The 25,981-nt window shown below is 46.9% G+C and carries 21 protein-coding genes; 8 read left to right on the plus strand and 13 right to left on the minus strand.

All coding sequences use genetic code 11. The features are described from left to right. Window positions 1–19 precede the first annotated feature (19 nt). Window positions 20–1,366, plus strand: a complete 1,347-nt coding sequence (locus EDI28_RS12805) for an MFS transporter (RefSeq protein ID WP_128784338.1) — start codon at window positions 20–22, stop codon at window positions 1,364–1,366. Here EDI28_RS12805 and EDI28_RS12810 read toward each other — a convergent pair. Next, a complete protein-coding gene (locus EDI28_RS12810; RefSeq protein WP_233353362.1) occupies window positions 1,348–2,010 on the minus strand; it encodes a DUF2982 domain-containing protein in 663 nt (220 codons plus the stop codon). The genes EDI28_RS12805 and EDI28_RS12810 overlap by 19 nt on opposite strands. 387 nt (window positions 2,011–2,397) lie before the next feature. Between EDI28_RS12810 and EDI28_RS12815 the strand changes: the two genes are divergently transcribed. Further along, window positions 2,398–2,805 (plus strand): MarR family transcriptional regulator, encoded by a 408-nt coding sequence (locus tag EDI28_RS12815; protein ID WP_128784270.1) that lies wholly within the window; start codon window positions 2,398–2,400, stop codon window positions 2,803–2,805. 299 nt (window positions 2,806–3,104) lie between these two features. Continuing rightward, window positions 3,105–3,410, plus strand: a complete 306-nt coding sequence (locus tag EDI28_RS12820; RefSeq protein WP_128784271.1) for a hypothetical protein — start codon at window positions 3,105–3,107, stop codon at window positions 3,408–3,410. 168 nt (window positions 3,411–3,578) lie between these two features. Here the strand turns inward: EDI28_RS12820 and EDI28_RS12825 are convergent, their stop codons facing one another. Continuing rightward, a complete protein-coding gene (locus tag EDI28_RS12825) occupies window positions 3,579–4,769 on the minus strand; it encodes an amino acid aminotransferase (RefSeq protein WP_128784272.1) in 1,191 nt (396 codons plus the stop codon). A gap of 547 nt (window positions 4,770–5,316) precedes the next feature. On the opposite strand from EDI28_RS12825, the gene EDI28_RS12830 reads away from it, so the two are divergent. The 3 genes from EDI28_RS12830 to EDI28_RS12840 all read left to right on the plus strand — a co-directional run bounded on the left by EDI28_RS12830 (window position 5,317) and on the right by EDI28_RS12840 (window position 7,605). After that, the gene (locus EDI28_RS12830) at window positions 5,317–6,669 is read left to right on the plus strand and encodes an MFS transporter (RefSeq protein ID WP_128784273.1); all 1,353 of its coding nucleotides are present in this window, start codon (window positions 5,317–5,319) and stop codon (window positions 6,667–6,669) included. 143 nt (window positions 6,670–6,812) lie between these two features. Further along, entirely contained in the window at window positions 6,813–6,995 is a 183-nt protein-coding gene (locus EDI28_RS12835; protein ID WP_128784274.1) for a hypothetical protein, read from the plus strand. Between the two features lie 130 nt (window positions 6,996–7,125). Beyond that, complete coding sequence (locus EDI28_RS12840) at window positions 7,126–7,605, plus strand: YehS family protein (RefSeq protein ID WP_128784275.1); 480 nt, start codon at window positions 7,126–7,128, stop codon at window positions 7,603–7,605. Window positions 7,606–7,679: 74 nt separating this feature from the next. Here EDI28_RS12840 and EDI28_RS12845 read toward each other — a convergent pair whose 3' ends face one another. From EDI28_RS12845 to queE, 5 genes are all read right to left on the minus strand, one after another. Further along, window positions 7,680–7,898, minus strand: a complete 219-nt coding sequence (locus EDI28_RS12845; protein ID WP_128784276.1) for a VF530 family protein — start codon at window positions 7,896–7,898, stop codon at window positions 7,680–7,682. 72 nt (window positions 7,899–7,970) lie between these two features. After that, window positions 7,971–9,371, minus strand: a complete 1,401-nt coding sequence (gene asnS, locus EDI28_RS12850; RefSeq protein WP_128784277.1) for an asparagine--tRNA ligase — start codon at window positions 9,369–9,371, stop codon at window positions 7,971–7,973. An 89-nt stretch (window positions 9,372–9,460) separates the two neighbouring features. Then, the gene (locus tag EDI28_RS12855; RefSeq protein ID WP_128784278.1) at window positions 9,461–11,083 is read right to left on the minus strand and encodes a methyl-accepting chemotaxis protein; all 1,623 of its coding nucleotides are present in this window, start codon (window positions 11,081–11,083) and stop codon (window positions 9,461–9,463) included. Window positions 11,084–11,456: 373 nt separating this feature from the next. Continuing rightward, entirely contained in the window at window positions 11,457–14,264 is a 2,808-nt protein-coding gene (locus tag EDI28_RS12860) for a hydrogenase expression protein HypA (protein WP_128784279.1), read from the minus strand. A 186-nt stretch (window positions 14,265–14,450) separates the two neighbouring features. Then, on the minus strand, window positions 14,451–15,119 hold the full coding sequence (queE, locus tag EDI28_RS12865) for a 7-carboxy-7-deazaguanine synthase QueE (RefSeq protein WP_128784280.1): 669 nt from the start codon (window positions 15,117–15,119) through the stop codon (window positions 14,451–14,453). A 389-nt stretch (window positions 15,120–15,508) separates the two neighbouring features. On the opposite strand from queE, the gene mlc reads away from it, so the two are divergent. Further along, complete coding sequence (mlc, locus tag EDI28_RS12870; RefSeq protein WP_128784281.1) at window positions 15,509–16,723, plus strand: sugar metabolism global transcriptional regulator Mlc; 1,215 nt, start codon at window positions 15,509–15,511, stop codon at window positions 16,721–16,723. A 251-nt stretch (window positions 16,724–16,974) separates the two neighbouring features. Here mlc and EDI28_RS12875 read toward each other — a convergent pair whose 3' ends face one another. Continuing rightward, the gene (locus EDI28_RS12875) at window positions 16,975–17,658 is read right to left on the minus strand and encodes a GntR family transcriptional regulator (RefSeq protein WP_128784282.1); all 684 of its coding nucleotides are present in this window, start codon (window positions 17,656–17,658) and stop codon (window positions 16,975–16,977) included. Between the two features lie 578 nt (window positions 17,659–18,236). On the opposite strand from EDI28_RS12875, the gene EDI28_RS12880 reads away from it, so the two are divergent. Continuing rightward, on the plus strand, window positions 18,237–20,150 hold the full coding sequence (locus EDI28_RS12880) for a pyridoxal phosphate-dependent decarboxylase family protein (protein ID WP_128784283.1): 1,914 nt from the start codon (window positions 18,237–18,239) through the stop codon (window positions 20,148–20,150). Window positions 20,151–20,211: 61 nt separating this feature from the next. On the opposite strand, the gene EDI28_RS12885 is transcribed toward EDI28_RS12880, so the two are convergent. The 5 genes from EDI28_RS12885 to EDI28_RS12905 form a co-directional block, all read right to left on the minus strand. After that, on the minus strand, window positions 20,212–21,114 hold the full coding sequence (locus tag EDI28_RS12885) for a LysR family transcriptional regulator (RefSeq protein WP_128784284.1): 903 nt from the start codon (window positions 21,112–21,114) through the stop codon (window positions 20,212–20,214). A 109-nt stretch (window positions 21,115–21,223) separates the two neighbouring features. Further along, window positions 21,224–22,006, minus strand: a complete 783-nt coding sequence (locus tag EDI28_RS12890; RefSeq protein WP_199287423.1) for a LutC/YkgG family protein — start codon at window positions 22,004–22,006, stop codon at window positions 21,224–21,226. A gap of 10 nt (window positions 22,007–22,016) precedes the next feature. Then, the gene (locus EDI28_RS12895; protein WP_128784285.1) at window positions 22,017–23,429 is read right to left on the minus strand and encodes a LutB/LldF family L-lactate oxidation iron-sulfur protein; all 1,413 of its coding nucleotides are present in this window, start codon (window positions 23,427–23,429) and stop codon (window positions 22,017–22,019) included. A 12-nt stretch (window positions 23,430–23,441) separates the two neighbouring features. Further along, on the minus strand, window positions 23,442–24,161 hold the full coding sequence (locus EDI28_RS12900; protein WP_128784286.1) for a (Fe-S)-binding protein: 720 nt from the start codon (window positions 24,159–24,161) through the stop codon (window positions 23,442–23,444). Window positions 24,162–24,269: 108 nt separating this feature from the next. Further along, window positions 24,270–25,850, minus strand: a complete 1,581-nt coding sequence (locus EDI28_RS12905) for an L-lactate permease (protein ID WP_128784287.1) — start codon at window positions 25,848–25,850, stop codon at window positions 24,270–24,272. Between the last annotated feature and the right edge of the window lie 131 nt (window positions 25,851–25,981).

Below are 25,981 nucleotides of genomic sequence, written 5' to 3' on the forward strand. Positions count from 1 at the left end.
AAACGATGAGTAATAAATGATGCTTGGTTATTTGAAATCCCCGCAGTCGGCTTCTGACATCACTGAAGCTAAACAGGTGAAAGAGATGTACCGCTATTGGCGGTTCCACATTATGTTCACCATGTACATCGGTTACGCGGTGTTCTACTTCACTCGAAAAAGCTTTAATTATGCTATGCCGGCGATGATCGCTGATCTGGGGATGGATAAAGCCGATATTGGCATGATAGGCACGTTATTCTATATTACTTACGGCTGTTCAAAGTTTCTTTCCGGGATCATTTCTGACCGCTCTAACCCGCGTTATTTCATGGGTATAGGCCTTATCGCAACGGGCATTGTCAATATTCTGTTTGGCTTTTCGAGCTCTTTATTGGTGATGACAAGCTTATGGGTGCTGAACGCCTGGTTTCAGGGCTGGGGCTGGCCGCCGTGCTCAAAGTTGATGACAACCTGGTACTCACGTTCTGAACGCGGACTTTGGTGGTCGTTTTGGAGTACGGCCCATAACGTTGGCGGCGCATTGATCCCGCTTTTGGTAAGTTACCTGACGCTACATTATAGCTGGCGCTATGGGTTTATTATTCCGGGGTTAATTGCAGTGATGATTGGCCTGGTATTGTGTTGGCGGTTAAGAGATAAACCTGTCACGTTAGGCCTGCCAACGGTAGGTCGTTGGCGTATGGATCGGTTGGAACTGGCCCAGGAAAATGAAGGGCTAGGCTTGAGTCACAGGGAAATACTCAAGAAATACGTGCTGACTAATAAGTATATCTGGCTGTTGGCATTTAGCTATGTGTTAGTCTATATCGTGCGGACAGCAATCAACGATTGGGGCAACTTGTACCTCACAGAACAGCATGGTTATAACTTGACCACGGCAAATACGACGTTGTCATTGTTTGAAGTGGGCGGGTTCGTCGGTTCTCTTGTGGCTGGCTGGGGATCCGATAAGGTATTTGGTGGTAATCGGGGACCGATGAATCTGATTTTTTCCATTGGTATTTTTCTCTCGGTAGCGGCTTTGTGGCTCATGCCGATAACTGGTTTTGTTCTTCAGGCCGGATGTTTCTTTACGATAGGCTTTTTTGTTTTTGGGCCACAAATGCTCATTGGTATGGCGGCGGCAGAGTGTTCCCATAAAGATTCAGCCGGTGCGGCAACGGGTTTTGTGGGGCTGTTTGCCTACATGGGAGCCGCTCTGGCTGGGTACCCGCTGGCACTTGTCATGGAGCATTATCACTGGTCCGGTTTTTTTATTGTAATTTCGTCTGCAGCGGCTGTCGTGGGTTTATTATTGCTGCCATTTTTGAAAGCCCAAGAGACAGAGGGGCGAGAGGTAGCGTCTTACGAGGCTGCCAGATAGCGCCGGGTAAGGCCAATGAATTCGTCGGTTGAGCGGTCAAGCAGATCTTCGGAGATAAAGAAGTCAAACCCGAGCAACTCGCGATTGTATTGCATCCGATTGGCCAGCATTGCCAGTAATCCTTTGAATCTTTTCCCATTGCGGCTGATGTAGTGCCTGTCATCAAACAGCATATCTTCAATTTGGTGTGGGGGATTGTCTAGACGTTTGTAGGCGAGGAATAACAGAGGCCGCTGCTCTATCAGGATCCTGCTGGCGATACGGGGGCAAATCGAGTCGAGAAACTCCTCGTAGTCTTTTAGTCTGATCCCTACCCAGGGTATCGGTTGATGCCAGCCCTGATAAGAAATTGTGCCCGGCCCAATCTCTGAAATATTTTTCCAGCGGGCCAGCCAGCCGCCACTCGGACTATGAAACTGAATGTGCATAAAGGTAAGGGTAAAAGATAGCGCAGGCTCCTGCGCCTGTTTAATAGCAATGATCAGCAAGGTGAACGCGGCCAGCAATAATATTGCTACCGCCGCAGATTTAACTGCCGGGAATAGGAAAACAGTCAGTCCAAGTGCAATAAATGCAACCAGGCTGAATATCAGCAGGAAGCTCCCCGGTTTTGATGTCAATGGCTTAATATAGCGTGTTTCCAAGCTGTTCTCCTTTTTAAGCGCTTTTGTTAATTATGGCTGATCTTGCAGCGGTATATTACTGTGCCTGTTAATGCATATTGCTTCATGTCTTTTAACTGAAGTTGCCATAATTGGACCTATTTGTTGAAAATACCCTCTTAGTTATTGGTTATTGCTTGATATTAGATACATTTTTAAGCAGTGAGCAATTGTTAGAAATGAGAACCTAGCGTCCATTTTGGAGTAAAATCATGTTTTGTTGCGGGTTAAATGACCGTTTGCTGGCATTTCTCTAACATACTTGGTATAACACGCGCTTACTTTTTCCCGCTGGAAATACCAGGCTCAGTAATTGTCTGACCGGTATATGGTGGTGACTGAAAGTAGTGCAACGGAGTAGGAAATTTAATGAGAATCTCTCACAAACGTAAAGTTCAGCTTAAGCTGCAAAAACGCGTAACAGCAACTGTAGCAGTAGCAAAACCAGCAGCAGCGAAAGATGCTGTGAAAAAAGCACCAACTGCAGAAACAGTAAAAGCTGCCCCAGCGGCAAAACCTGTTGAAGAGCAAAAGCCAGTTGAAGCGGTAGCACCAGTTGCGGCTCAAGTGTCTTTGACTCCAAAACAGCAGTCAGTGCTAGATATTGTTGTTAAGAACATTGAAGGTATCAACCCTAAGGGTATTGGTCTTCAAGCTGGCCAGGAAGATGCGAAAGCAGCTTCATGGGCAACAGGTGCGCTGAAAAAACTGGCTGAAGAAGGCTTGGTTGAACGCATCCAATTGGCAGGTAATAAAGTACTTTATAAAGCGCTTTAATCTTTGCTGAGCCCGCTCCTGTTAAAGCAGGAGCGGGTGTCCCTCCAGTTTCCCCATTAAACTGTTCTTTTTCTAAGACCTAAGACCTGTTCTTTTTCTAACACATTGTTAGTTCCGATCTTTCTTGATATTCATACCATTTGTTGTCCTCTCCATAATGGCTTATCACGCTAATTCTACTTGCACTTGATTTTATTGATAAATCTACTTTGCCGCTGTCGATATTGCGGAGCTCTGCTATAACTTAGATATAACGGAGTAAACTTTTCAGGGAAATAGATACTCGGAGGCGATTTTTTATGACAATGATAAGTGCTAGAGAGTTTTCTGACTGGCTCCGCAATCGCTTTGCTGATGAAGATCAAGGGGTATGTTTAACGCGAGATGATATTAATCAGCTAACGGGCAGGCAGAGTTTCTCTCTGGGATTTGTCCATGATATTCATTACGAGCTGATGCAGCATGGAATGGCTTTTGTTACTGATACTTCAAGAGAAACCTTCTATTTGGTACCTGTTTCTAACAAGCCTTGGCGAGAGCAGTTAGAACACCAATATGAGAGGGAGCTTTTTTGTAATGTCTTACCCCTCGATAAATCTGGCTGAAGAAATAATGCGACTGAGGGAGAAAACGAAAGATAAAGGTGAGTAGGCCTCAAATGTACAGGTTATCTGTGAGTGATTAAATTTTAAGACAAGTGTGTTAGAAAGGTCATATAACTAAAAAGGGCGCTTTCAGCGCCCTTTTTGTGTTTATCTATAGTGCAGATATATTTATAGAACCGCAGCAATACCTTTGCATAGTGGTGGCATGTTGGTTTTTGTCATACCAGCAACACTGATACGGCCTGAGCCAACAATATAGATACCGAACTCCTCTTTCAGGCGGTTAACTTGGTCTTTGTTAAGACCTGAGAAAGAGAACATACCGTTCTGGCGCTCAATGAAGCTGAAGTCAGCATCAACACCCAGATCTTTCAGAGTTTGTACAAAAAGCGTGCGCATTTCCTGAATACGGTCGCGCATGTCAGCAACTTCTTGCTCCCACTCAGCACGAAGACTGGCATCGTTTAGAATCTCTGTAACGATTGCTGCGCCGTGCGCAGGAGGGTTTGAGTAAATGACACGGGCAATGCTCTTCACTTGGCTGAAGGCTGTTACTGCCAGCTCAGCGTTTTCCGCTACGAGTGTAAAGGCACCTACGCGCTCGTTATACAGGCCGAAGTTTTTGGAGAATGAACTAGCAATTAGCAGTTCTTTGCACTGAGCTGCAAAAATGCGTAGACCTTGTGCATCTTCCTCAACGCCTTTGGAAAAACCTTGGTAGGCAAAGTCGAACATTGGTAGCAGTTGTTTTTCAACACACAGCTCAGCCAGCTTTTGCCACTGTGCCGCATCTGGGTCGATACCTGTTGGATTATGACAGCAACCATGAAGTAAGACGATATCGCCAGGAGCTGCCTTAGCTAGGTCAACCAGTGCCGCATCAAAGTCCATATTTTTGGTTTCTGCGTTGTAGTAGGCGTATTGTGCGGTTTCCAAACCCGCGGCCTTAAATACACCCATGTGGTTTGCCCATGTAGGGTTGCTGATCCACACTTTCACATCGCCAAGCTGGCGCTTGATAAACTCGGCAGCAACACGCAGAGCACCCGTTCCACCAGGAGCTTGAGCGGTTTGCGCGCGTTTGTCTGAAATAATTGATGCATCGGCACCAAAAAGTAACTGCTGAACAGCTAAACCATACTCTGCCGTACCTGGAATACTCAGGTAAGATTTAGTTGTCTCTTTTTCCAGTAAAATGGCTTCTGCTTTTTTTACCGTTGCCAGAACAGGGGTATTGCCAGACTCGTCTTTATAGATACCAACGCCTAGGTTAATTTTTTCCGGGCGGGTGTCTTTTTTGAACTCTTCAGTCAGGCCTAAAATTGGGTCGGCAGGTGCAGCAGTAATTTTCTCAAACATTGTGGTCATCCATGCTGATAAAAACAAACGGTCATAACCCTAGTTATACCCTTTGTAAGCAGCTATTGACAACAAAATGCAACAATTTCATGAAAGATTTTTTCAAAGTCACTCATATTTACAGTTTTTGCTTACCTTTCACCAGATTTCGATGTTTGTCAGCAATTTCATTTGCAATAAAATTACGACAATAAGCCACGAACCAAGGCGCAATATTGCACTATTTGGCTGTTTTTTCGTTCCTCAAACATAAAAAAATGTAATTTTACAAGATAATGTGATTTTTGAATTTGTTGATGTGAAACCGATCACAGATGGTAGGGGTGAGCTTCAAATAGGATTGTTCCCCGATAGAAACGGTCAAATATGATGAATCTGGTCTGTTTATGATCCAAAAGGTTATAAAAAGCCTGCTTTAATTACACTTCGACGGTAAACATGCCAAATCATAGTTATTACATTGTTCATCATATTCGGTCGAGAGTTGGAAGTTGCCACTGTAGCTGCAAAATTTTAGGCTGCTGCGGTATATATCGGGGATAGATTAATGGAAAAGCCACGCCTTTCATTTTGGCAAATATGGAATATGAGCTTCGGTTTCATGGGAATTCAATTTGGCTTTGGTCTACAGAATGCCAATGTCAGTCGAATTTTTGAAACCTTGGGAGCAAGTATTGATCAAATCCCTATTTTATGGATTGCAGCGCCTCTTACGGGCTTACTTGTACAACCGATTATCGGTTATTTCAGTGATCGCACCTGGACAGGCTTAGGACGTCGCCGTCCTTACTTTTTGTTTGGTGCGATTTCATCATCGCTCGCTTTGGTTGTTATGCCTTATTCTCCGTATTTATGGGTGGCTGCGGGGATGTTGTGGATCCTGGATGCATCGATAAACATTTCGATGGAACCTTTTCGCGCGCTGGTGGCCGATAACTTGCCATCTGAACAGCGCACCCAGGGCTTTGCGGTACAAACCTTTTTTATCGGCGTAGGGTCGGTTGTGGCCTCCGCAATGCCTTACCTGCTTAGCAACGTGTTTGGCGTGGTTAATACAGCGCCTGCCGGAGAGGTTCCGCCGTCGGTAAAAATATCCTTTATCTGCGGCGCTGTTGTTTTCATTGCCTCTATCCTATGGACAGTGAGCCGTACCAAGGAGTACTCCCCGCAAGAGCTGGCTAAGTTTAATAATGAGCAGTTCGAACCAGAAGAAAAAGCCAGCTTGAAAGAGATCATCACCGACATTAAAGCGATGCCAAAGACAATGGTTCAGCTTGCCGTGGTCCAGTTCTTCTCATGGTTTGCGCTATTTGCGATGTGGATTTATACCACCTCTGCTGTTACGTCGCACATATTTGGTGCTACTGATACCAGCTCTGTAGTGTATAACGAGGGGGCTGACTGGGTTGGATTGTGCTTTGCTGCCTATAACGGCATTTCGGCACTGGCGGCATTTGCATTGCCTTGGCTTGCCCAGCGCACCAGTCGTAAGTTTGTCCATAGTCTGAGTCTGATCATCGGTGGCCTGAGCCTAGCCTCAATCTCGCTGATTGAAACACCGTCAATGCTGATGTTCAATATGGTGGGGATCGGTTTGGCCTGGGCCAGTATATTGTGTATGCCTTATGCTATTTTGGCCGGTGCTCTGCCTGCCAAGAAAATGGGGTTTTATATGGGCGTCTTCAACTTCTTTATCGTGTTGCCGCAAATTCTTGCAGCCGGTGTGCTTGGCTTTTTCACCCGCTGGGCTTTCGGTGGCAATACCATGATGGCAATAGTGCTTGGCGGTTTATCAATGGTGTTTGCCGGGTTGATGGTGTTCGTGGTCAAAGATGAAGATGAACCGAATATCGCTAAACCTGAACGCAGTGAAGATAGAGCAAAGCCTATATCAGTATAAGGGACTCCTTATGTAACCCTGTAATGAAGCCGTCCATTGGGCGGCTTTTTGCTGATCTCGGCTTGGCGCTAATTCTGGCTGGGAGGCGTTGTTAAATTGTTTATACTTAATGCAGTATTGAGCGGGTACAACTGGAAGAGGTTATGACTGTGGGAAGAAGGCTATTGGTTTGTTTGTTCGCCGTTATGCTTTCTAGCTGTGCGTCTAATGACGATGGCTACTCATGGGAGCCTGGTGACGAGATCCGAACTGACAGTACCGGCGTTGTCGCTCCTGAGTCGATCATTTTGCCTCAAGAAGACATCGATGCCATTAACAAGCTATAGCAATCGACTGCAGCAGAATAGCGGAGCCATTATTGAGAATAAGTCTATGGCATAAATTAAAATCTGTTAGAGTAGCGGCGAATTGAACAGCCGTTACACTAACGTCTGCCGTTTTTATTAGGACATATTTGTGGTCAATAACGATATCTTACGCCGCCTTCGCTATACCTTTGATTTCAGTGATTCGGCAATGATCGACATCTTTCAGGCAGCCGAGCATGAGGTCACGCGAGAGCAGGTGAGCGATTGGTTGAAGAAAGAAGATGATACGGCATTTAAGAAATGCAGTGATACTGAATTGGCCATTTTTCTTAATGGCCTGATCAATATCAAACGTGGTAAAAAGGAAGGCCCGCAACCTGAACCAGAACAGCGTCTGACCAACAATATGATTTTCATGAAGTTGAGAATTGCATTGAACTTAAAAGCTGAAGATGTTCTGGATATTATGGAGTCAGTCAATTTCGGTATGAGCAAGCATGAGCTAAGTGCTTTCTTCCGTAAGCCAGAAAACAAACACTACCGTGAGTGCAAGGATCAGATCCTGCGTAATTTCTTGTTGGGTGTGCAGCAGCAACATCGACCGGATGCTCAGGAAAGTGTTGAGTAATCTCAGTTAATATTGCGGTAATGATGATATTTAAAAGCGCCTTAAGGCGCTTTTTTCATGGGGGAGGATTGGCATTAGCCGTGTTTCTTCAATTGAATGTAGAGGTTTTCTACTTTGGTCCGAGCCCATTCTGTCTTGCGCAAAAACTTCAGGCTGGATTTGATGCTCGGATTATCGGTAAAACAGCGAATGTTAATTCGACTACCGAGCTCTTCCCAGCCATAGTAGTCAACAAGTTCTGTGAGCAGTTTTTCCAGGGTAATACCGTGTAGCGGGTTGTTAGCTTGGGTCATAGGGTTACCAGTAGGGTAGACAAACAAAAAGGCTACCCGAGGGCAGCCTTTTCTATTCAGGATAACTTCTAATTAGAAGTTAGCAGAACGTGGAGCACGAGGGAACGGAATTACGTCACGGATGTTTGCCATACCAGTTACGTAAGTTACCAGACGCTCGAAGCCTAGACCGAAACCTGAATGTGGAACTGTACCGTAGCGACGTAGATCGCGGTACCAGTCTAGGTGAGTAGGGTCGATGCCCATTTCGTCAATACGCTTGTCCAGAAGCTCTAGACGCTCTTCACGCTGGGAACCACCAATGATTTCACCGATGCCCGGTGCAAGAACGTCCATTGCAGCAACAGTCTTGCCATCATCGTTCATACGCATGTAGAACGCTTTGATGTCTTTCGGGTAGTTCTTAACAACAACTGGTGCCTTGAAGTGTTCTTCAGCAAGGTAGCGTTCGTGCTCAGAAGACATGTCGATGCCCCACTCAACATCGAATTCAAAGTCGCGACCAGAATCTTTCAGGATCTGGATTGCGTCTGTGTAGTCAACTTGTGCGAAGTCAGAATCAACAAACTGCTCTAGACGAGTAATTGCTTCTTTGTTGATACGCTGTGCAAAGAACTCAAGATCGTCACGACGCTCTTCAAGAACCGCTTTGAACACGTACTTCAACATGTCTTCGGCCAGTTTTGCTACATCGTCAAGCTCTGCGAAAGCAACTTCCGGCTCAACCATCCAGAACTCCGCAAGGTGGCGGCTGGTGTTTGAGTTTTCAGCACGGAATGTCGGGCCGAATGTGTACACTTTGCTCAGAGCACAAGCATACGTTTCAGCATTCAACTGACCAGATACTGTTAGGAACGTTTCTTTACCAAAGAAGTCTTTATCAAAGTCAACTTCACCAGCATCAGTCATTGGTGTGTTCACCAAATCAAGAGTTGACACGCGGAACATCTCACCGGCACCTTCACAGTCCGAAGCTGTGATCAGTGGCGCTGACATCCAGAAGTAGCCTTGTTCGTGGTAGAAGCGGTGAATTGCCTGAGACAGACAGTTACGAACACGTGCTACCGCACCGATCACGTTAGTACGCGGGCGCAGGTGAGCAACTTCACGAAGATACTCGATAGAATGGCGAGTCTTTGCCATTGGATATGTGTCAGCGTCTTCAACCCAACCAACAACTTTAACGTTTGTTGCCGCTAGCTCGAAATCTTGACCTTTTGCTGGTGATTCAACAACCTTGCCTGTGACCTCAACAGAGCAACCAGTCGTCAGTTTTAGAACTTCTTCCTGGTAATTATTTAACTCATTTGGGACCACGGCCTGAATCGGGTCGAAACAAGAGCCGTCATAAATGGCAAGAAAAGAGATCCCAGCTTTGGAATCACGACGTGAGCGGATCCAACCGCGGACAGTGACTTCAGTGTCTACTGCCAGCTTACCGCTTAATACGTCTGTTACAGGCGCGTAAGTCATGTTTAAATTATTCTCCGTTAAGGCACTTTATAAATATGTGCTTAAAGATACAGTCCGAAAGAGCAATATTACCTGTCTTACGTCAAGCATCAAGCTTTGTTATCACTTGAAAGGGTAAATTGATGAAGTAATTGCTCTAGTTGTTCGGCTAACTGCTCAAGATTTACACTAATCTCACGAGATTGTAGTGCATGGGCGGAGGTATCGTCTGCATGACTGGTGATGGTTTCGACTTTTGTTCTAATAGAATCGGCTACATGGGCCTGAGTCGAGCTTTGTTGCTGAATATCATTCGCGTGGTTGTTAACCACCTGAATTCCACCGCCTATTTCTGATAATGCCAGAGAAAGCTGCTCGATGGTTGCCATTTTACTGTAAGCCGTCTGGCAGGTTGTTTCAACCGCACAGGCTGATGCTTCACAGTCATTGTGCAGCGCCTCGATAATCGATTGGATATCGCCGGTTGCCTGATGGGTGCGGTTGGCCAGATTACGTACTTCCTCGGCAACGACGGCAAAGCCTCGACCTTGCTCTCCTGCTCTGGCTGCTTCAATAGCCGCATTCAAAGCCAGAAGGTTAGTTTGCTCTGCAATCGCCCGGATCACATCCAAAATACTGGCAACTTGTTGGCTTTGTTCATTGAGATTATCTATACGGTGTTTGACATTCTCTATATCGGTGACAAGGATTTTGATGTCGTTGCCGGCATCATTGGCAAGCTGGGTACCGAGAATTGCGGACTGAGAGGCGTTCTGGCTTAAAGTCGCGGCTTCCGTTGTTCGCTGTTCGATGTCATGTTGCTGATGCTGCATATCATCGATTGCAATAAACATTTCAGAGGTTTCATTGCGCTGGCTGTCGGCGGCATTGGTTGTATCTGCCGATACACTTATTAGGTGGTTTGCCTGTTGGGTCAGTGATTCAGACGTATTTTGCACCTGCTGCAGGCTGGACGAGAAATTATCCAGCATCTGATCATAGCTATGGCAAAGCTCACCGATTTCATCCGTTCGGCTTTCATTTAGACGACCACTTAGATCTTTGTTAATACTCGCTTGCTTCATATAGTCCGATACACGGCGCAGTGGTCGAACGATCATTCTACGAATCATGGTAAGCGAGAACAGAAAACCGGTAGCGGCAATAACAGCCATGATACCACCGGCAACCAGCAGTTGTTCATTGACGCGCTGGTAGAGCGGGTTGAGGTTATATTCTAGCCTAACCACACCAAGTACTTCCCCCTCAGGTACGATATGGCACTGAAGGCAGTTTGTGCCTCGATAGTTGGCGCTGGCCTTCATGGGCAGGGCGACCAACAGTGTCTGGCTGTTGTTGGTGGTGGTGATGGTTTCGGTAATTAGTTCGCCTTGAAGTGCTCGCTGGTCAAATTCATCGATCGGTGCCTGATCGTTCAGTCCCGGACCGAATGTATTGGTTACTGCTGGGCTACGAATAACGCGGACGTTCTCAATCCCGCTGTGGGAGAGTACCTTGTCGCGCAGGGTTTCTCGCTGGGCCATGGTGCCAGTGAGCATCATCATGTTTAGGCTGTCGAAATAGTTGCCTGCCTTGTCTAAGGTCTGCTCGCTAATAACAGACTCAAGCAGCACCTTTTGCTGACGCGATTCATAGGCCAATGATGTGATTAACACAACGGTAAACACTATAAAAAGTGTTAAGAGGAGTTTGTGAGCAATTGTTAAGCGCATCTTCCATGATCTCTTTTGTAGGGCGTTTCATCGCTAACAGAATAGATACCATCCCTATGCTTTCTTTTTGCCACGACAACAGCAAAGCAATGATGAGATCAATTGCTCTGATTTTGACGGGGTGAAGAACGACTTCGGTTGGCTTAGATAACAGTTCAGTCTGTTATTCTTATATTTTTATATGGGTATAGTGTAATAGCTGAGGTTGTTAAAAAATAGTTCTGCTCTGGTTATTGTGAAGTTGAGCATGGCTGCTTGGTCACATAAAAACAGATTTTGAAAAGTAGTGGTTTTATTTGCTTCAGAAAAAAAGCTCGATAATACGAGCTTTTTTCTGCTTGTGTCATTAGATGTTTACCCTGCGACCGGGGGGTTATGGTGCAGGCTCCGGTGGTGGAGCCGGAGGGGCACACTCAAGGCCGTCATTCAGAATGGTGCCTGCAATCGGGCCTTCGGCGGGGGTTTCAGGATTATCCAGTAACTCTTGGTGGATTACATTTGGCACGCTTGATGCGCTTACCAGCGAGACAATATCGCTCCACACCTCTCCGTCATCTGCCGCAAATTGCAAGGTTTCATCTGTCTGCCAGCGAGTTTGGTGATTAAATGCCTTGATGGCAAAGCGGAAGCCATCTGTATCTGTCATCGTTATTCGCTCATTTAACGAACCGTCAACAGCTTCGTAATATAGCGTGCCATCACCTTCAAGTTTCCATCTCACGGGAATATTGAATTTACAGCCATCTTCGTCAATGTAATTTCCAGTAAAAAAATCGCCTTCAAAGTTGTCGCTGAGTTTAAGGTAGCGTGAATTGTCACCGGCAAACTGAAGGGCTTTGTCGTCACTGGTATTGCCTGTCTGCCCAATGAGTAGTGTCTCGGTGAAGCGAGGGTTACGCTGTTCCCAGATGACTTTACACAGTTGAGATTGCTCTTGGTATTGAGCCAGCGTTTTCTTGGTAATTGGGCTGGTGGTTGCTTGATCCCAGCCTGAGTCTTGACTCGTACATGCTGCAAGCTGATCAGGGGCGTACTCTTTGGTCATCAAGGTAGAAATCTGATCGCTGCTATCGGTAAGTGCAGAATAGACCTTGATTGCCAATATTCCTCTGGCACGATCTAAGCTCGTTAACGACCAATAATCGAAAATATCAGGGCTGGATGTATTCGGCGTTAGCTGCAAGTATCCTTCGTCTGTCAGTGTCCACTGACGGTTAGCTGCTTCTAGGAGAGTGTTCTTGTACTGCTCCCAGCTGTTGTCGCTGCGCAGAATAATCGTGGAGATATCTCCCTGTTCGGAAATTTGAACCAAGTGCTGATCGGCAAGTGCACTGGCCGCCTGGGAAGTGAAACGTTCGTCACCGCCGCATTCAGTCACAGCATTTAGGTATTGGCTCATATTGGCACCGAAGCCATTGCCAAAGTTACACACACCAAACGGAGGCAGGTTGTCGCGGCTTGCAGCCTCAAAAATCTGCTGTTTGGCAACGTTATCGAAACCGGAGAAATGGAAGGTTTCATTGTCTAGCAAACTCTCGCCGATATGGACAAACCCGCGGTCCTCGACAAGGAACAGGCTGCGCTGATCAAACGGATAGTTGTCTGATAGTTGCTTAATGACCGCCGGGACTTCAAACCGGAACATTGCTTTGCCAGCCACATTAATAGGCGCCCAGGTACCAATGTCTTGTACATTCCAGTTATCAGCGGCAATGTTGACCCAGTATCTTGCGGTAAAGAAGTTATCGGAGATCAACTCGACAATAACGTTGTCGGACAGCTTGAAGCCATTGACCTCATCAATTGTATTTGCTGCGTCACTTGGGTCCGTAAGGACACTGGCTATCTCGGTATAGCCCGTATCAGGCAAAGAGACGGGTGAGATCCGGCAAGCCGTATTATTTCGGTTATCACACAGGAGGTAACGCTCATTTTCGGGGCGCCAGGTGAAATAAAATCCAAATGCTCCGGCCTGGAATGTCGCATCATCCGGAATGTAGCGGGTTACGTAGTGATTATCTTTCCCTGACAGGAAGTCGTGAATTTTTTTATCGACGAGTGGATATACCTTGGCATCCATTGTGACGCCTGTTTCGTCATCCTTGTCCAGTGCCGCATCGGTCAGCAATACTGTCTTTGCAGTAGCCACTTCGACTTTAAGGTAGTCAAACAAGCCAACCCAGCCATTTGAGGTAAGTACTTGATGGGTTATATCGTCTGAGCCAAAGCTGGTCGTTCCGCTGAGATAGGTAAAAACCTCTGTCAGTGAGATATCTTCGACGCCATTTTTATCCCAGCGGTATTCACTAATCGTGGTTTCCCCTGTTTCGGAACCTTGCCCGCTGTAAACCATTTGGTCGGTGAGAATACCGCTACCGCTATTGGAGCTAAAGCTGCCTATCTTCCAATAGCCGTCATTTAAAATAGCTTGAATATTGGCTTCGGCGGATGTCTGTTCTGTTACAAAACGTTCCATTCTGCCTTTTGTCATATTCTGGACGATGGAAAGCGAGAGCAAATTACTGAGTCTCATGTTCTGTAAGCCGACTTTTGGCAGTAGGGTGGCTTCGAGATCATCGGCAATAGCATTGAGCTCTTGCTGGAATAGAAACACTTTACTTCGTGCCGGACTGAAAAAAATCTCCTCGAAAATTCCCCAGCTTTCGTCAAGCAACACGCGTTGAACCAAGGCGTAATAGGCCAGACTTGATTTGAGGCTGACGGCAATTCTCTCTTCCGTTAATGGCACCATATAGAGGTGAGGTGGGATAGTGTCTCCAATGGTCACAGTAATATCAGGGACAGGAGATTGGTCGACTAACAATACCGCATTGATACGGATGCGGGTGCCGGCTTCAATGACGTAGGTGCCGTTGCCGAGGGTTTGCCAGCTTGTGATGTCAATTCTCTCGAGAATTTTTCCCGTGCTGTCTAGCCAGACGGCAGCGAAACTCCCTTCGGTAAGGCTAGTCTGTGCTTCGGCGTAAGCGGTGCTGATCAAGCTGAAGTCAGCCGTTTGGGCCGTAAATAAATCAGTGGGTGTATCGACAGTAATCGTAAACTTGGTCGAGACCGGTGCGGCTTCACCTGCCGCTACGGGTTCGTCTTTTCCTCCGCCGCCGCATGCCGAAAGAAGTAGGCAGCAGACGGCGGCAAGGTAATATCCTAGATAAGCGCGCATAACAAAATCCCCAAACATTTATTATGTTTTGCGCTCAGTATAGATTTGGGTAAATTGGGGCGTGTTAAAGGAGCGGCACTGTCTTGTAGATTGGGCAGGGATCTAAAATGTAAGAATAAAGTCGCAAGCGAGATTATAACACCAGGGTGAAGTCAGCCGCGATGAAGTCAGCGGCTGATGTCGGGTTTAGGCAATCGCGAGATACTTGTGAGTCTGAATCGACAGCCGCCAGTTACGCTTTACGCAGGTATCGATACAGAGCTCTGTTGCTCTCGGCTTCTGGCTGATCGGCTGCAAAGCAATACTGACATTGGGTTTTAGTGCGATACCGTCTATTAGGCTATCAAGCTGCTCAATATCTTTGGACGTCCCGACTGGATGTTTGATTTCATCGGCTCGTTGCAGAGCCGATGGCAGTACGTCCAGTTTTGCTTTCATGTTGATTTTAGGCGAGACAGTGACCCAGGTATCCGTAGTTGCCTTGACTTCTGATGTGCCGCTGGTTTCAATTTGGCAGCGAAAGCCAGCCTTTTCCAAAGATTGAGTGAGGGGAACCAAATCGTATATACAAGGTTCGCCACCGGTAATCACTACGTGTCTAGCGGTGTAGCCCTGATCTGTTAATAGGCGAACAACGCCGTCAGCATCAAGATTAGTCCAAAGCGGTGAGTCGGCTGTTTTTGCCATGATGTCTTCCAGTGAAGAAAAATCTTGTGGCTCGGCGGTCCAGGTTTGTTTGGTATCACACCAAGCGCAGCCGACAGGGCATACCTGCAAGCGAACAAAGATGGCTGGGACGCCGGTAAATACACCTTCACCTTGAATGGTTTCAAAGACTTCGTTAATTTTGTACACCGCTAACCTCGTGGCGAGTTGAACATTTCTTGTTGCAATAAATCAATCTGCAAAATAGCAGCAGAGCATTATGTCAAAACTCATTGCTGATGTCTTTAGCCAATAGTGGTGGAATAACCGAGTTTCGGTACTGTTCGACGATCGTTGGCATCAATATGTAAATGTGGTATCAGAGAATTTCTGATGGGAATAACTTAAATTTTATTTGTAAAAAAACTACCCTAAAAAGATACCTAATACTGATTTGATAGCACAAAAAACAGGTACAATTAGGTATTAGTCGTGATGGATGTCACGTCCTCGAAAGAATCGACTTCACAATTAGTTCGCAAAGTAAAAAAATTAATCCATTAACGTTTATTTTCACTTTTAATGTCGGGAGTATTGGCATGTATGTCGCTCAGCCTGGTCACATTGACCATATTAAAAGAAATAATGCCGGCAGCGTCTACAAGCTTATTGATCAGTACGGTCCTATTTCACGAATTGAATTGTCTAAGCGCAGCCTGCTTGCGCCCGCCAGTATTACCAAGATCACTCGAGAGTTGATTGAAGCTCATCTAGTCAAGGAAACGCAATACCAGGAGTCGACCAGTAGAGGCCGCCCGGCAATAGGGTTGCTTCCTGCCAACGAAGGATGGCAGTTTTTGTCGATCCGCCTGGGACGCGGATATCTTACGATTGCTTTGCATGAGCTTGGGGGCGATATATTGGTGGAAGAACGGCAGGAAATCGCAGCCTTACACCAAGATGCCGTACTTAAGACGCTCCTAGATGAAATTAACACCTTCTTTGCCAATCATGTTGGTGAGTTAGACCGTATCACCGCAATTGCCGTATCGCTGCCGGGGTTGATAAATGCCGAGAAGGGGACGGTTTTGCAAATGCCTCACTATGACGTGCACAACCTCGAACTTGGTCCTGCTATCCATGAGGCAACCGGGTTACCTGTTTTCATCGGTAATGATACTCGCTCGTGGGCGCTGGCCGAAAAGTTGTTCGGAAACTCGAGGGAAGTGGCCAATTCCATTTTGATTTCAATTCACCAAGGTGTTGGTGCCGGTATCGTATTGGACAATGTGGTACTTCAAGGCCGTGTTGGTAATATCGGTGAGCTAGGCCATATCCAGATTAAGCCTTATGGAAAACGTTGTTTTTGTGGCAACCATGGTTGCCTGGAAACGGTTGCAAGCTTAAATGCGATCATTGAGCAGGTTGAACAAGGTCTACGTGAAGGGCATCCATCCTCTCTTCATGGCAAGGTACTGACAATTGAGAAAATTTGTGACGCTGCTGTTGATGGCGATACGTTGGCAAGGCTGGTGATCGTTGAGCTGGGCCATAATTTGGGGCAGGCCATCGCCATTATGGTGAACTTGTTTAATCCCGATAAGATATTGATTGGCGGTGAGTTTAACCGAGCTAAAAGCGTCCTTTATCCTGCTATTATGGAGTGCATCCGTACTCAGTCGTTGCCTGTCTACAACAAGGATTTGGTGATAGAACAAAGCTGTTTCTATACCCAAGCAACCATGCCGGGAGCCGCATTGGTGAAACAGGCCATGTATGACGGCCATCTGCTAATGAAGCTGATTGAAGGTTAGGCGTGATACTCACACTATCTAGCCGCCGATAAAGGTTGCTAAATAGTGTGAGTAGCTATACGAATTCAGGATCAGTCAAATACCGGTTGCTGTTAATTTATCTTTATTTGCTTACTGACCTTAATGCTGTGAGTTTGAAGACAAATTCTACATATTCAGCCGTAGCTGCTCCGTCATATAACAAATTGGCTATCAACTTTAGGTGCAAGGGATTTGTTCCTAAAGGATAGCCTGTCAATAATTCGGTATTATTAGATTTTATACTCAAGCAGTTTTTCCAGGATATGGTATAGACGCTCTGTATGCTGGATGAGTAGCTGATGGGCTAAATCAACATCTCGGGCAAGTACGGCCTGCATGATGGCTTGATGCTCCCCCTCGTCGTGGTATTGCTGTTCGGAGGTAAAGGATTCATTGAGCAAAAACTGACGGTAGCGTTCTTGCTGATCATAAATGTAGTACATGAGATCTGAGGTGAACTCGGTGCCGGGTAAGCTAATGAGTGCAAGGTGGAACTCTTTGTGCCGGAGTTCCCATTCATCATAGTCAAAAGCTGGTGAAGCCGGGTTTAGACGGCTTAGCTTATGGTAGGCGGTAATAATCGATAATTCCCACTCTTCACCGCCATGTTCTATGGCATTTTTTAGGGCGACACCACTGACCGCCTGGCGAATTTTCAATATTTCTCGCAGTTCAGTAAGAGAGACATCTGCGACCCAAAACCCTTTCTGCGGCTGCATAACGACATATTTCTGCCAGCTCAGCTGCACCATTGCTTCTCTGAGCGGCGATCCGCCAACCTGATATTTTTCTTTAAGTTCACTGAGTATCAGTTTTTGTCCGGCTTTAAATTCACCACATAAAATGTCATGGCGGATTTGATGCATTACCCGATCGCTTAACGTTGCGAATCTATCTCTGCCTATATCATTCATCCGTTGTACCTTTGTTACACCGCTTCTGCTGTCGGGTTGATATTATCCGTTTCTGCTACCACCACATGAAGGCAGTGAGAGAATAGGCTGAATATTTCACCATATATTCAATTAGATAACTATTATATTGCTCAGTGTCGATGTCAATAAGCGCAGCAGCAATATCATCACAGTCTGAGTTATATTTTTCTTAAGCTGGATTTTATCTGTAAGCCTACAGTTGCATTTAGTGATCAAGTACACAACTTGGTCATTCTTAGATGCCAAAACAACCGATATAATTCATGTTGCATATATAAATATCGATTATTGAGATAAAATCGATTTTTAATCGATACTCATGAAATTATCGATTTTATAACGTCTTGTGCCGAAAAGACGTTAGGCCATGATCGTAGTTATGCATTTTTGCTGATTTTCGATGACATAATTTATTCAAAACCGATCAGACCTTGTGAATATGCAGAGGGATTTCTCTCTGCTTGAAATTGGATTGAAGTGTGAAATTGAGGGGCTTCAAGTAATGGTTTATTAGCCATTTCGTTGGTTTTTCAAACGATCACAGTATGGGTTTTATTATGAACAAAGAAGTGAATGTTGATGCCCTTTTCTTGGGCCCAAAATCTGAAAACCGGGTTTTTTATAAAGAGATGATGGAATATGCTATTACCGAGCATATGCATTGGCGCTCTGGTTTCCACCCGGAAGATTCGGCACTTGTTACGCCGCACACCCAGCATCAACCTGACTTTCGCGACACGCTTTATCGTACAGAAGGTATCCTTCGTGATTTGTCTTCTCGTCTTAAGACCAAATCGGTCCCTTGGTTTTCACCTCGCTACCTTGGCCACATGAACGCAGATACCCTCATGGTATCGCACCTGGCCTACGTTATGACGATGATGTACAACCAGAATAACTGTGCAGTAGAAGCTTCACCTGTGACGACGGATTTGGAGCTTGAAGTCGGGCGCGACCTGTGCCAGATGTTCGGCTTTGACGTGAACAAGTCCTGGGGACACATTACCTCGGGCGGCACGGTTGCTAACTACGAAGGGGTTTGGGTCGCCCGTAACCTGAAATCGATGCCGCTAGCGATAGCACAGCACGATGGTGCGAAAGATTTGGTTGCTGGCCTGACAGAGCATCAGTTACTGAATATGAAGAGCTCAGATATTTTAGACTTGGCCGATGAGCTTAAAAAACGCGGTGTTTTTGAAGACGTTCGCGAGCTGTCGGTGCGAGGAGCTGGTGTTGATCCGGGCAAGCTGGGTAAACTCCTGGTACCACGCTCGAAGCACTACTCGTGGATGAAGGCAATGGATGTGCTGGGTTTGGGTCAGGAGCATATTGTCCAGCTTGATGTTGACAACAACTACCGTACTGATGTGGAGGCTATGCGTGAAACGACTTTCCGACTGATGGAAGAAGGTATTCCTATTTTAGGTATGGTATCGGTGGTCGGGACAACGGAAGAAGGTTCTGTTGATGCCGTCCATGAAGTCGTGAAACTGCGCCAGGAATGCGAGGAGAAATATGGCTCTTCTTTCTATATCCATGTTGATGCCGCTTATGGTGGTTATGTCCGTTCTATGTTCCTCGATGAAGACAATCAATTTATGGATTACGATGCCTTGGTTGACAGTTACCGTGCTAACGAGATCATTCCAGAAGGGGTTGTCTGGCCCAAGCGTGACGTCTATGACGCGTTTAAGGCAATGTCGGAGGTGGACTCTATCACCGTCGATCCGCATAAGGTGGGATATATCCAATACTCGGCTGGCGCAATCACGATGAAAGATAGTCGTATTGTTGACCTTATTTCCTATCATGCTGCTTATGTGTTTGAAGAGTCTGGTGAGCAGGATGAACTTGATAAGCCAGTTATGTTGGGTTCATCGATTATGGAAGGGTCCAAAGCCGGTTCAACGGCTGCGGCCGTATGGGCAGCGCACCGACTGGTGCCATTGAATATCAGCGGCTATGGTCATGTGATTGGCCGCGGTATCGTGACGGCAGACTGGTTTGCCAGCAAGCTTGCCAATGCCGAGCCGTTTGTTGTTCATGGTCGTAGTTTCGAAGTACGGCCGTTGATGCACCCGGATTTCCATATGGTTAACTTTACCTTCAAGGAATTGGGCAATGACAGCCTGGCTGATCATAATAGTCTGAACCAGCGGATCTATGAACTGTGCTCCTATGCCTCAGGGCGAGCCTACAGCAAAGACTTCCTGACATCATCAACGTCGTTGAGCGTTGATGAATATGGCGATACCCCGAGCAATTATGTCTGTCAGCGTGGATTTAAGGAGCAGGAGTGGAAAGCGGAGGGATCGGTTTACATTCTGCGCTCCGCGATAATGACGACGTTCCTGCGTGATGAGGTTCGCTTCAGCCAGTACTGGAGTCAACTGCGAGAGATTTTCACTCAGATCCTGACAGAAATCGTCGATGAGGAAAACAAGAAGAACCTTTCACACACGGCAGCATAAACGGGTTTTATCTAACAATGGCGAGCCTCAAAAGGGCTCGTCATTTTGTTTGGAGTCTTGTTTAAAAGCGGTCCTTGATTTCCAGGTAACGCTCGCGGATATGTTCGATTAGCGCCTGAATGCGTTTGGCAGGCTTGCGGGTATAAGGGTAGACCGCATAGATCCCGACAACTTTCCCGGTATGCTCTGGCAGTATTTCGACCAAATCACCGTTTTGCAGGTCGTCATAGATCAGGCAAGTAGGCAGATAGGACAGGCCGTTGCCAGCAAGGGATGATTTACGCAATGCTGCGGCATTGTCGGAAGAAAAGTTACCTGTGACTTTCAGGGTATATAACTCACCGTTGCGCACGAACTGCCAGTCAAAAGGACCGGTACTCTGTTGGTTATAGCCAAGGCAGTTATGGTGCTGGAGTGCCTTGGGCGTCATCGGCATGCCGTTTTGTTCTATATATTTCTGCGAAGCACAAATGACCCAGCGCGAATTGAATATATGGCGGGCGATCAGGCTAGAGTCTTCGAGGTAGCCGGTGCGGATCACCAAGTCGACATTCTCTGACAAGAGATCGACAAAGTGGTTGTCCAGCGACATATCGATGGTCATACCGGGATGTTTTTGGCAAAAATCGGAAACGGCCTCTGCCAATAATAATTCACCGGAAATCGTCGGGACTGACATCCGGATATGGCCGGATAATGTCTCGCTGAAACCGGTAACGGCATCAAAGGCCGAATGGGCGATTTGGCGGATATCCTTGGATCTATGGTATAACACTTCACCGGGTTCGGTCAGGGTCAGCTTACGGGTTGTCCGGTAGATGAGCTGGACACCAAGCTCGGATTCGAGCTTGCTGATGCGTTTGCTGACAACTGATTTTGTGATTTTATTCAGTTCAGCTACTTTGCTGAATGAACCGTGTTCAATCACCTGGGTAAATAAGACGAGATCATCAATTTGCGGCATGGAAACAGTCACTCCTCGAAACTGACAGCATTATATGTGACGGCGGCAGAAACACAAAAGATGCGACCTTGCGTACGCATCTTTTGCTGGGGAAGTCGGTGAAACCAGACTACATGTCATTGATTACGATGTAAGTGGCATAGACCGGGCCATGTACCCCGACAACCTTGATGAGTTCAATATCAGCGGTTGAGCTCGGACCCGAAATGAAGTTGACGCAAGACGGGATCCGCTCTCCGTTCTTGGCTTTCTCATGCAGGGCGGCCGTTGCTTGAGTCAGTCGTGGAATCAAAGTGCTCTGCGGTACGATAAATACCGATGCCTCTGGCAACAGGCTAACTGCGCGGCCCTGTGCCGGATTGCTATAGAGCACCATTGTGCCAGACTCAGCCAGTGCCTGTTCGGCAAATACAACACCGACCTGAGCACGTTCCGCAATGGTAATGTTCGGCTCGTAGCCCGCAGACTGATCCCAAACATGAACAGAGTGCTGTTTATCTGCCAGCTCTGTTGGGTCAACCAGTGCCAGTAATCTTTCATCAGCAGACAGAATAGTTTCGCTGTCTTGGCGTGCAGCGTCTTCCTCCTCGTTGTTGCAGTAATACAGACAGGCTGATTTAAGTGTTTTCGCCAGTTCGGCCTTTGTGGTTTCTAAGGCACGGGCACCGAGCGCTGTCTCGGTATATTTGATGAGTTCAGCTTTAAGCTCGTCTTGGCTCTTGTCTGCCATGACGTCATGATGACAGCGGTATTTCAGGGCCGGGCGTTCGACAGGTGTCGTTTTACGCTCGCGGCCTAGCTTCTGGGCTATATTGTCCAAGAAGCTATCGCGGTTATAAATTCGCTGTGCGGTTTGGTGATCCATTGTTTTTTCTGAGTCATTGTTAGCCATAATTTCACCTTTACCCCTGATTACGTTTTTTGAACCAACTGCGGAAAGACTCGCCATCTGGTTCTGGTAAGTCACGTGTTTCGGTCCACGCACTGACACCGATGTTGACGGGGAGCTTACCGTTTCGGATCAGGCCGCTGGCCATTGTTGCACCGACTTTTACGGTATTGCCCCATAGCAGTGGGCGGGCGTTGATGAAGTTGAAAGCACTGACAGAGGCACGTTCAAGCAACGGTGTCTGTTTGCTTTCAGCCATTTTCTGGCGGTGTTTGAGTAACAGATCTGATAGCGGGATTTTTACCGGGCATACGTCGTGACAGGCACGGCACAAGCTACAGGCATAAGGCAGATCTTTAAAGTCATCGTAGCCGCCGAGCAGAGGCGACAGAACGGCACCGATAGGACCGGAGTAGATAGAGCCGTAAGACTGGCCGCCGATATGGCGGTATGCCGGACAAGTGTTGACACAAGCGGCACAGCGTACGCAGCGCAGGATATCTTTGAACTCCGAGCCGAGAATATCAGAGCGGCCATTATCGATAATCACTAGGTGGAATTCTTCCGGACCATCGCAGTGTTCGTCCTCGCGAGGGCCGGTCAGGGCAGTGACATAACCGGTTAGCGGCAGGCCAACTGCGCTGCGGCATAGTAGGCTGACAACGATATCCAGCTCTTCGAAGGTCGGAACAATACGCTCCATACCCATCACGGCGATGTGAGTCTTCGGCAGGGTGGTGGCCAGACGGGCGTTGCCCTCGTTGGTCACTAGAGCCACTGTGCCGGATTCCGCTACCGCAAAGTTACACCCGGTGATACCGATGTCAGCTTCCAGGAAGTCATTGCGAATGTAGTTTCGCACATAGCGGGTCATCTCTTCGGGATCATCCGAGCCCTGGTAGTCAATTTTATCCTTGAACACATCACGAATTTGCATCCGGTTTTTGTGTAGGGCCGGTACTACGATATGGGACGGCGGATCGCAGTCATCGACCTGCAGGATATATTCGCCGAGGTCGGTTTCTACCACGTCGCAATTATTGCGCTCGATGATTTTGTTCAGGCCAATTTCCTCTGTCACCATGGACTTGGATTTGACGACTTTCTTGGCATTTTTCTCTTGAACGATGTTTTCAACATAGTCCGTCGCTTCGTCTGCGGTACGGGCGAAGAAAACATGTCCGCCGTTTTTTTGTACGTTGTCACTTAGCTGCTGGAGGTAGTAGTCCAGGTTGTCCAGAACGTGATTACGAATATCCATTCCCATCTCGCGCCATTCTTCCCAATTGCCGAGTTTGTCGGCGGCAATAGCGCGGTTGGTGAACATACGTTCCTGTGCATTGGCAACAGATTTACGCATGAAGTCGTCTTGCATCTGAACGTCTATACGATCTTTGAATTTAATATTGCTGGTTTTCATCGACATAACAACGCCCTCTTAACGACTCATCAGCACATCAACAATGTGCAGTACTTTGATTGGACGCCCTTCGCGGGTCATACGTCCACCGATGTTCATCAGGCAGCTGATATCGGCACCAATGAGGTACTCAGGTTCGGCGGCACTGATGTGATGGACTTTTTCTTTGACCATCTCACCGGAAATTTCTGACATCTTGACTGAGAAAGTACCACCGAAACCGCAGCAGGTTTCCTGGTTTTTGATTGGCACCATTTCTAGGCCTTCGACATTAGCTAACAGGCGTAGGGGCTCTTCGCGTACGCCCAGCTTGCGGATCAAGCTGCACGACGGGTGGTAAACAGCACGGCCTTTTAGGCGAGCACCGACGTTTTCAACGCCCAGCTCATTAACGATGAACTGAGTTAGTTCGAACAGGCGGTCAGCAACTTTTTGAGCACGGGCTGCCCATTCTGGTTCACTAGCTAGGTATTCCGGATAACGCTTGATTGAGGCCGCACATGACCCCGCTGGTGTCACGATGGGGTGGTCATTTTCTTCAAAGGCAGCGATCAGATTCTTCATTGCTGGCTTGCTGTCTTCAATGTAGCCACTATTCAATGAAGGTTGGCCACAGCATCCTTGTTTTTCAGGGAAGATGATCTCGCAGCCAAGCTGTTCCAAAAGCACGACAGACTTTTTGGCAACCTCGGCCTTTACCGTGTCGCACAGACAGGTGGCAAAAAAGTTTACCTTCATGATATTGCTCCAGTGACGGTTGAACCGTATTTATAGTGTGGTTGATTTTTCTATGTACAGCGTGGTGGTTAACGCTGTACATGTATTTCGAATATAGGGTCGAAAGTATTAGATAAACGCGCTTACCAAGCCGACAATTACGCCGTATAGAATCATTGGCACCACAGTCCGTTTAATGATGTAGCCTTCTTTGTTGGCAATCCCCAGAATGGTCGAGACGGCAATGATGTTGTTGATACAAACCATGTTACCCATCGAGGCGCCTACTGATTGCAGAGCCAGAATGGTTGTCTCAGGTATTGCAACGCTCTGTGCAATTGTTTGCTGGATACCGCCGAAGGTCAGGTTGGAAACCGTTGCAGATCCCGAGAAGAACGCACCTAGCGCACCGAGGTAGGATGCAACCCACTGCCAGTTAGCCCCCATAAGGCCGGAGAAAGCTTGACCGGTTGTCATGATTGGCGATTTATCACCACCGATCATCATGAACTTCACCATGATCAGGGCACCGACAAGTGCAATAAATGGCATCTTGATGCGGCTCGCTGTTTCGGTAAAGGCCTGTTTGACCGTATTACGTTGCATACCAAGTACCGGTATACAAATCAGAACAACCAATAGGAACGGGATTAAGGCCGGTACGTATAGTGTTTTATATGCCCAGCTGGTTTCTGTGCCAAGAATGTTGCTCAATTTAATGATTAATGCCTGGCTGACACTGAGATCACTGAAGCCGAGGCTTAGGTTAAACAACGGCGTGCTGTCAGTTAGCATTCCCTTGATACCCAACTGCTGAATACGGGTGACGATGAGAATAAGGATTAGCAGTAGTGTTGGGCTCATTGCCTTGAAGACAGTCTTGAAAGGGATCTGTACGTTATTGGCTTGAGATGTAGATTCTGGTGCTTCGAGGCCGATATTATAACGTGCTAGTAAAATAGACAGAGTCAGGCCAATTGCACCGCCAATCAGAGATGGAAACTCGTAGTTCCACTGGGCAAACAGTAGGTATGGAACGGTACAAGATAGTATGCTGAGTTGAATAAACAGCAGGTTACGTCGAATAGCTTGCCAGCTGACAACGAACTTCAATGCAATTACCGGAATGATGAAAGCCGCAATTGAATGAAGCAGTGCCGACAGGCGGCCTGTTTCCATCAGTGTTGCTTCATCCAGTCCTAGGCTGCTAAAGCCAAACCAAGTTGGTGTTCCGACAGCGCCGAACGAGACCGGCACTGAGTTCATAACCAAGGCAAGCATTGCTACTTTTAATGGATTAAAGCCTAGGCCGACAAGAATCGGTGCTGCAATTGCAGCAGGTGTACCAAAACCGGAAGCACCTTCAATCATGAAGGCAAATGCCCATCCAATGATCATCAGCTGGGCGGTCTGGTTACGGCTGATCCCTTCTAGCCATTGGCGGATAACCGCTTCGGCGCCAGAAAGGGCAATAACACGGTTCAGTAGGATGGCGCCTGCAATGATTGAAATTGGGGTTATTGCAGACAAGGTGCCGGCAATCATATTGGCAGAAATCAGAGTGATATCTGTGCCAAAGTAAAAGAGTTGCAGTAAGCCAATAATCAGCGCTGTAACGGGAAGCGCGATATGTGAAGGTAGGGCATCTTTCTTGGTCATCATCCAGATAAGAAGCAAAATCGGCACAACAGATATTGCAAGGTTTATCATTCTTTATCCCACTTTATTAGTCGATGTTCAGGTTGTGTTTGTGAAGTTATTTTTCTAATTATTAATTGTCGGTAGAGGCAAAGTGTCTTGGCGACGTTGTGGGAGGAATATTCTAGGCAGGAAAATCAATC

The organism is Photobacterium chitinilyticum (genome assembly GCF_004104355.1).
GTDB lineage: Bacteria > Pseudomonadota > Gammaproteobacteria > Enterobacterales > Vibrionaceae > Photobacterium > Photobacterium chitinilyticum.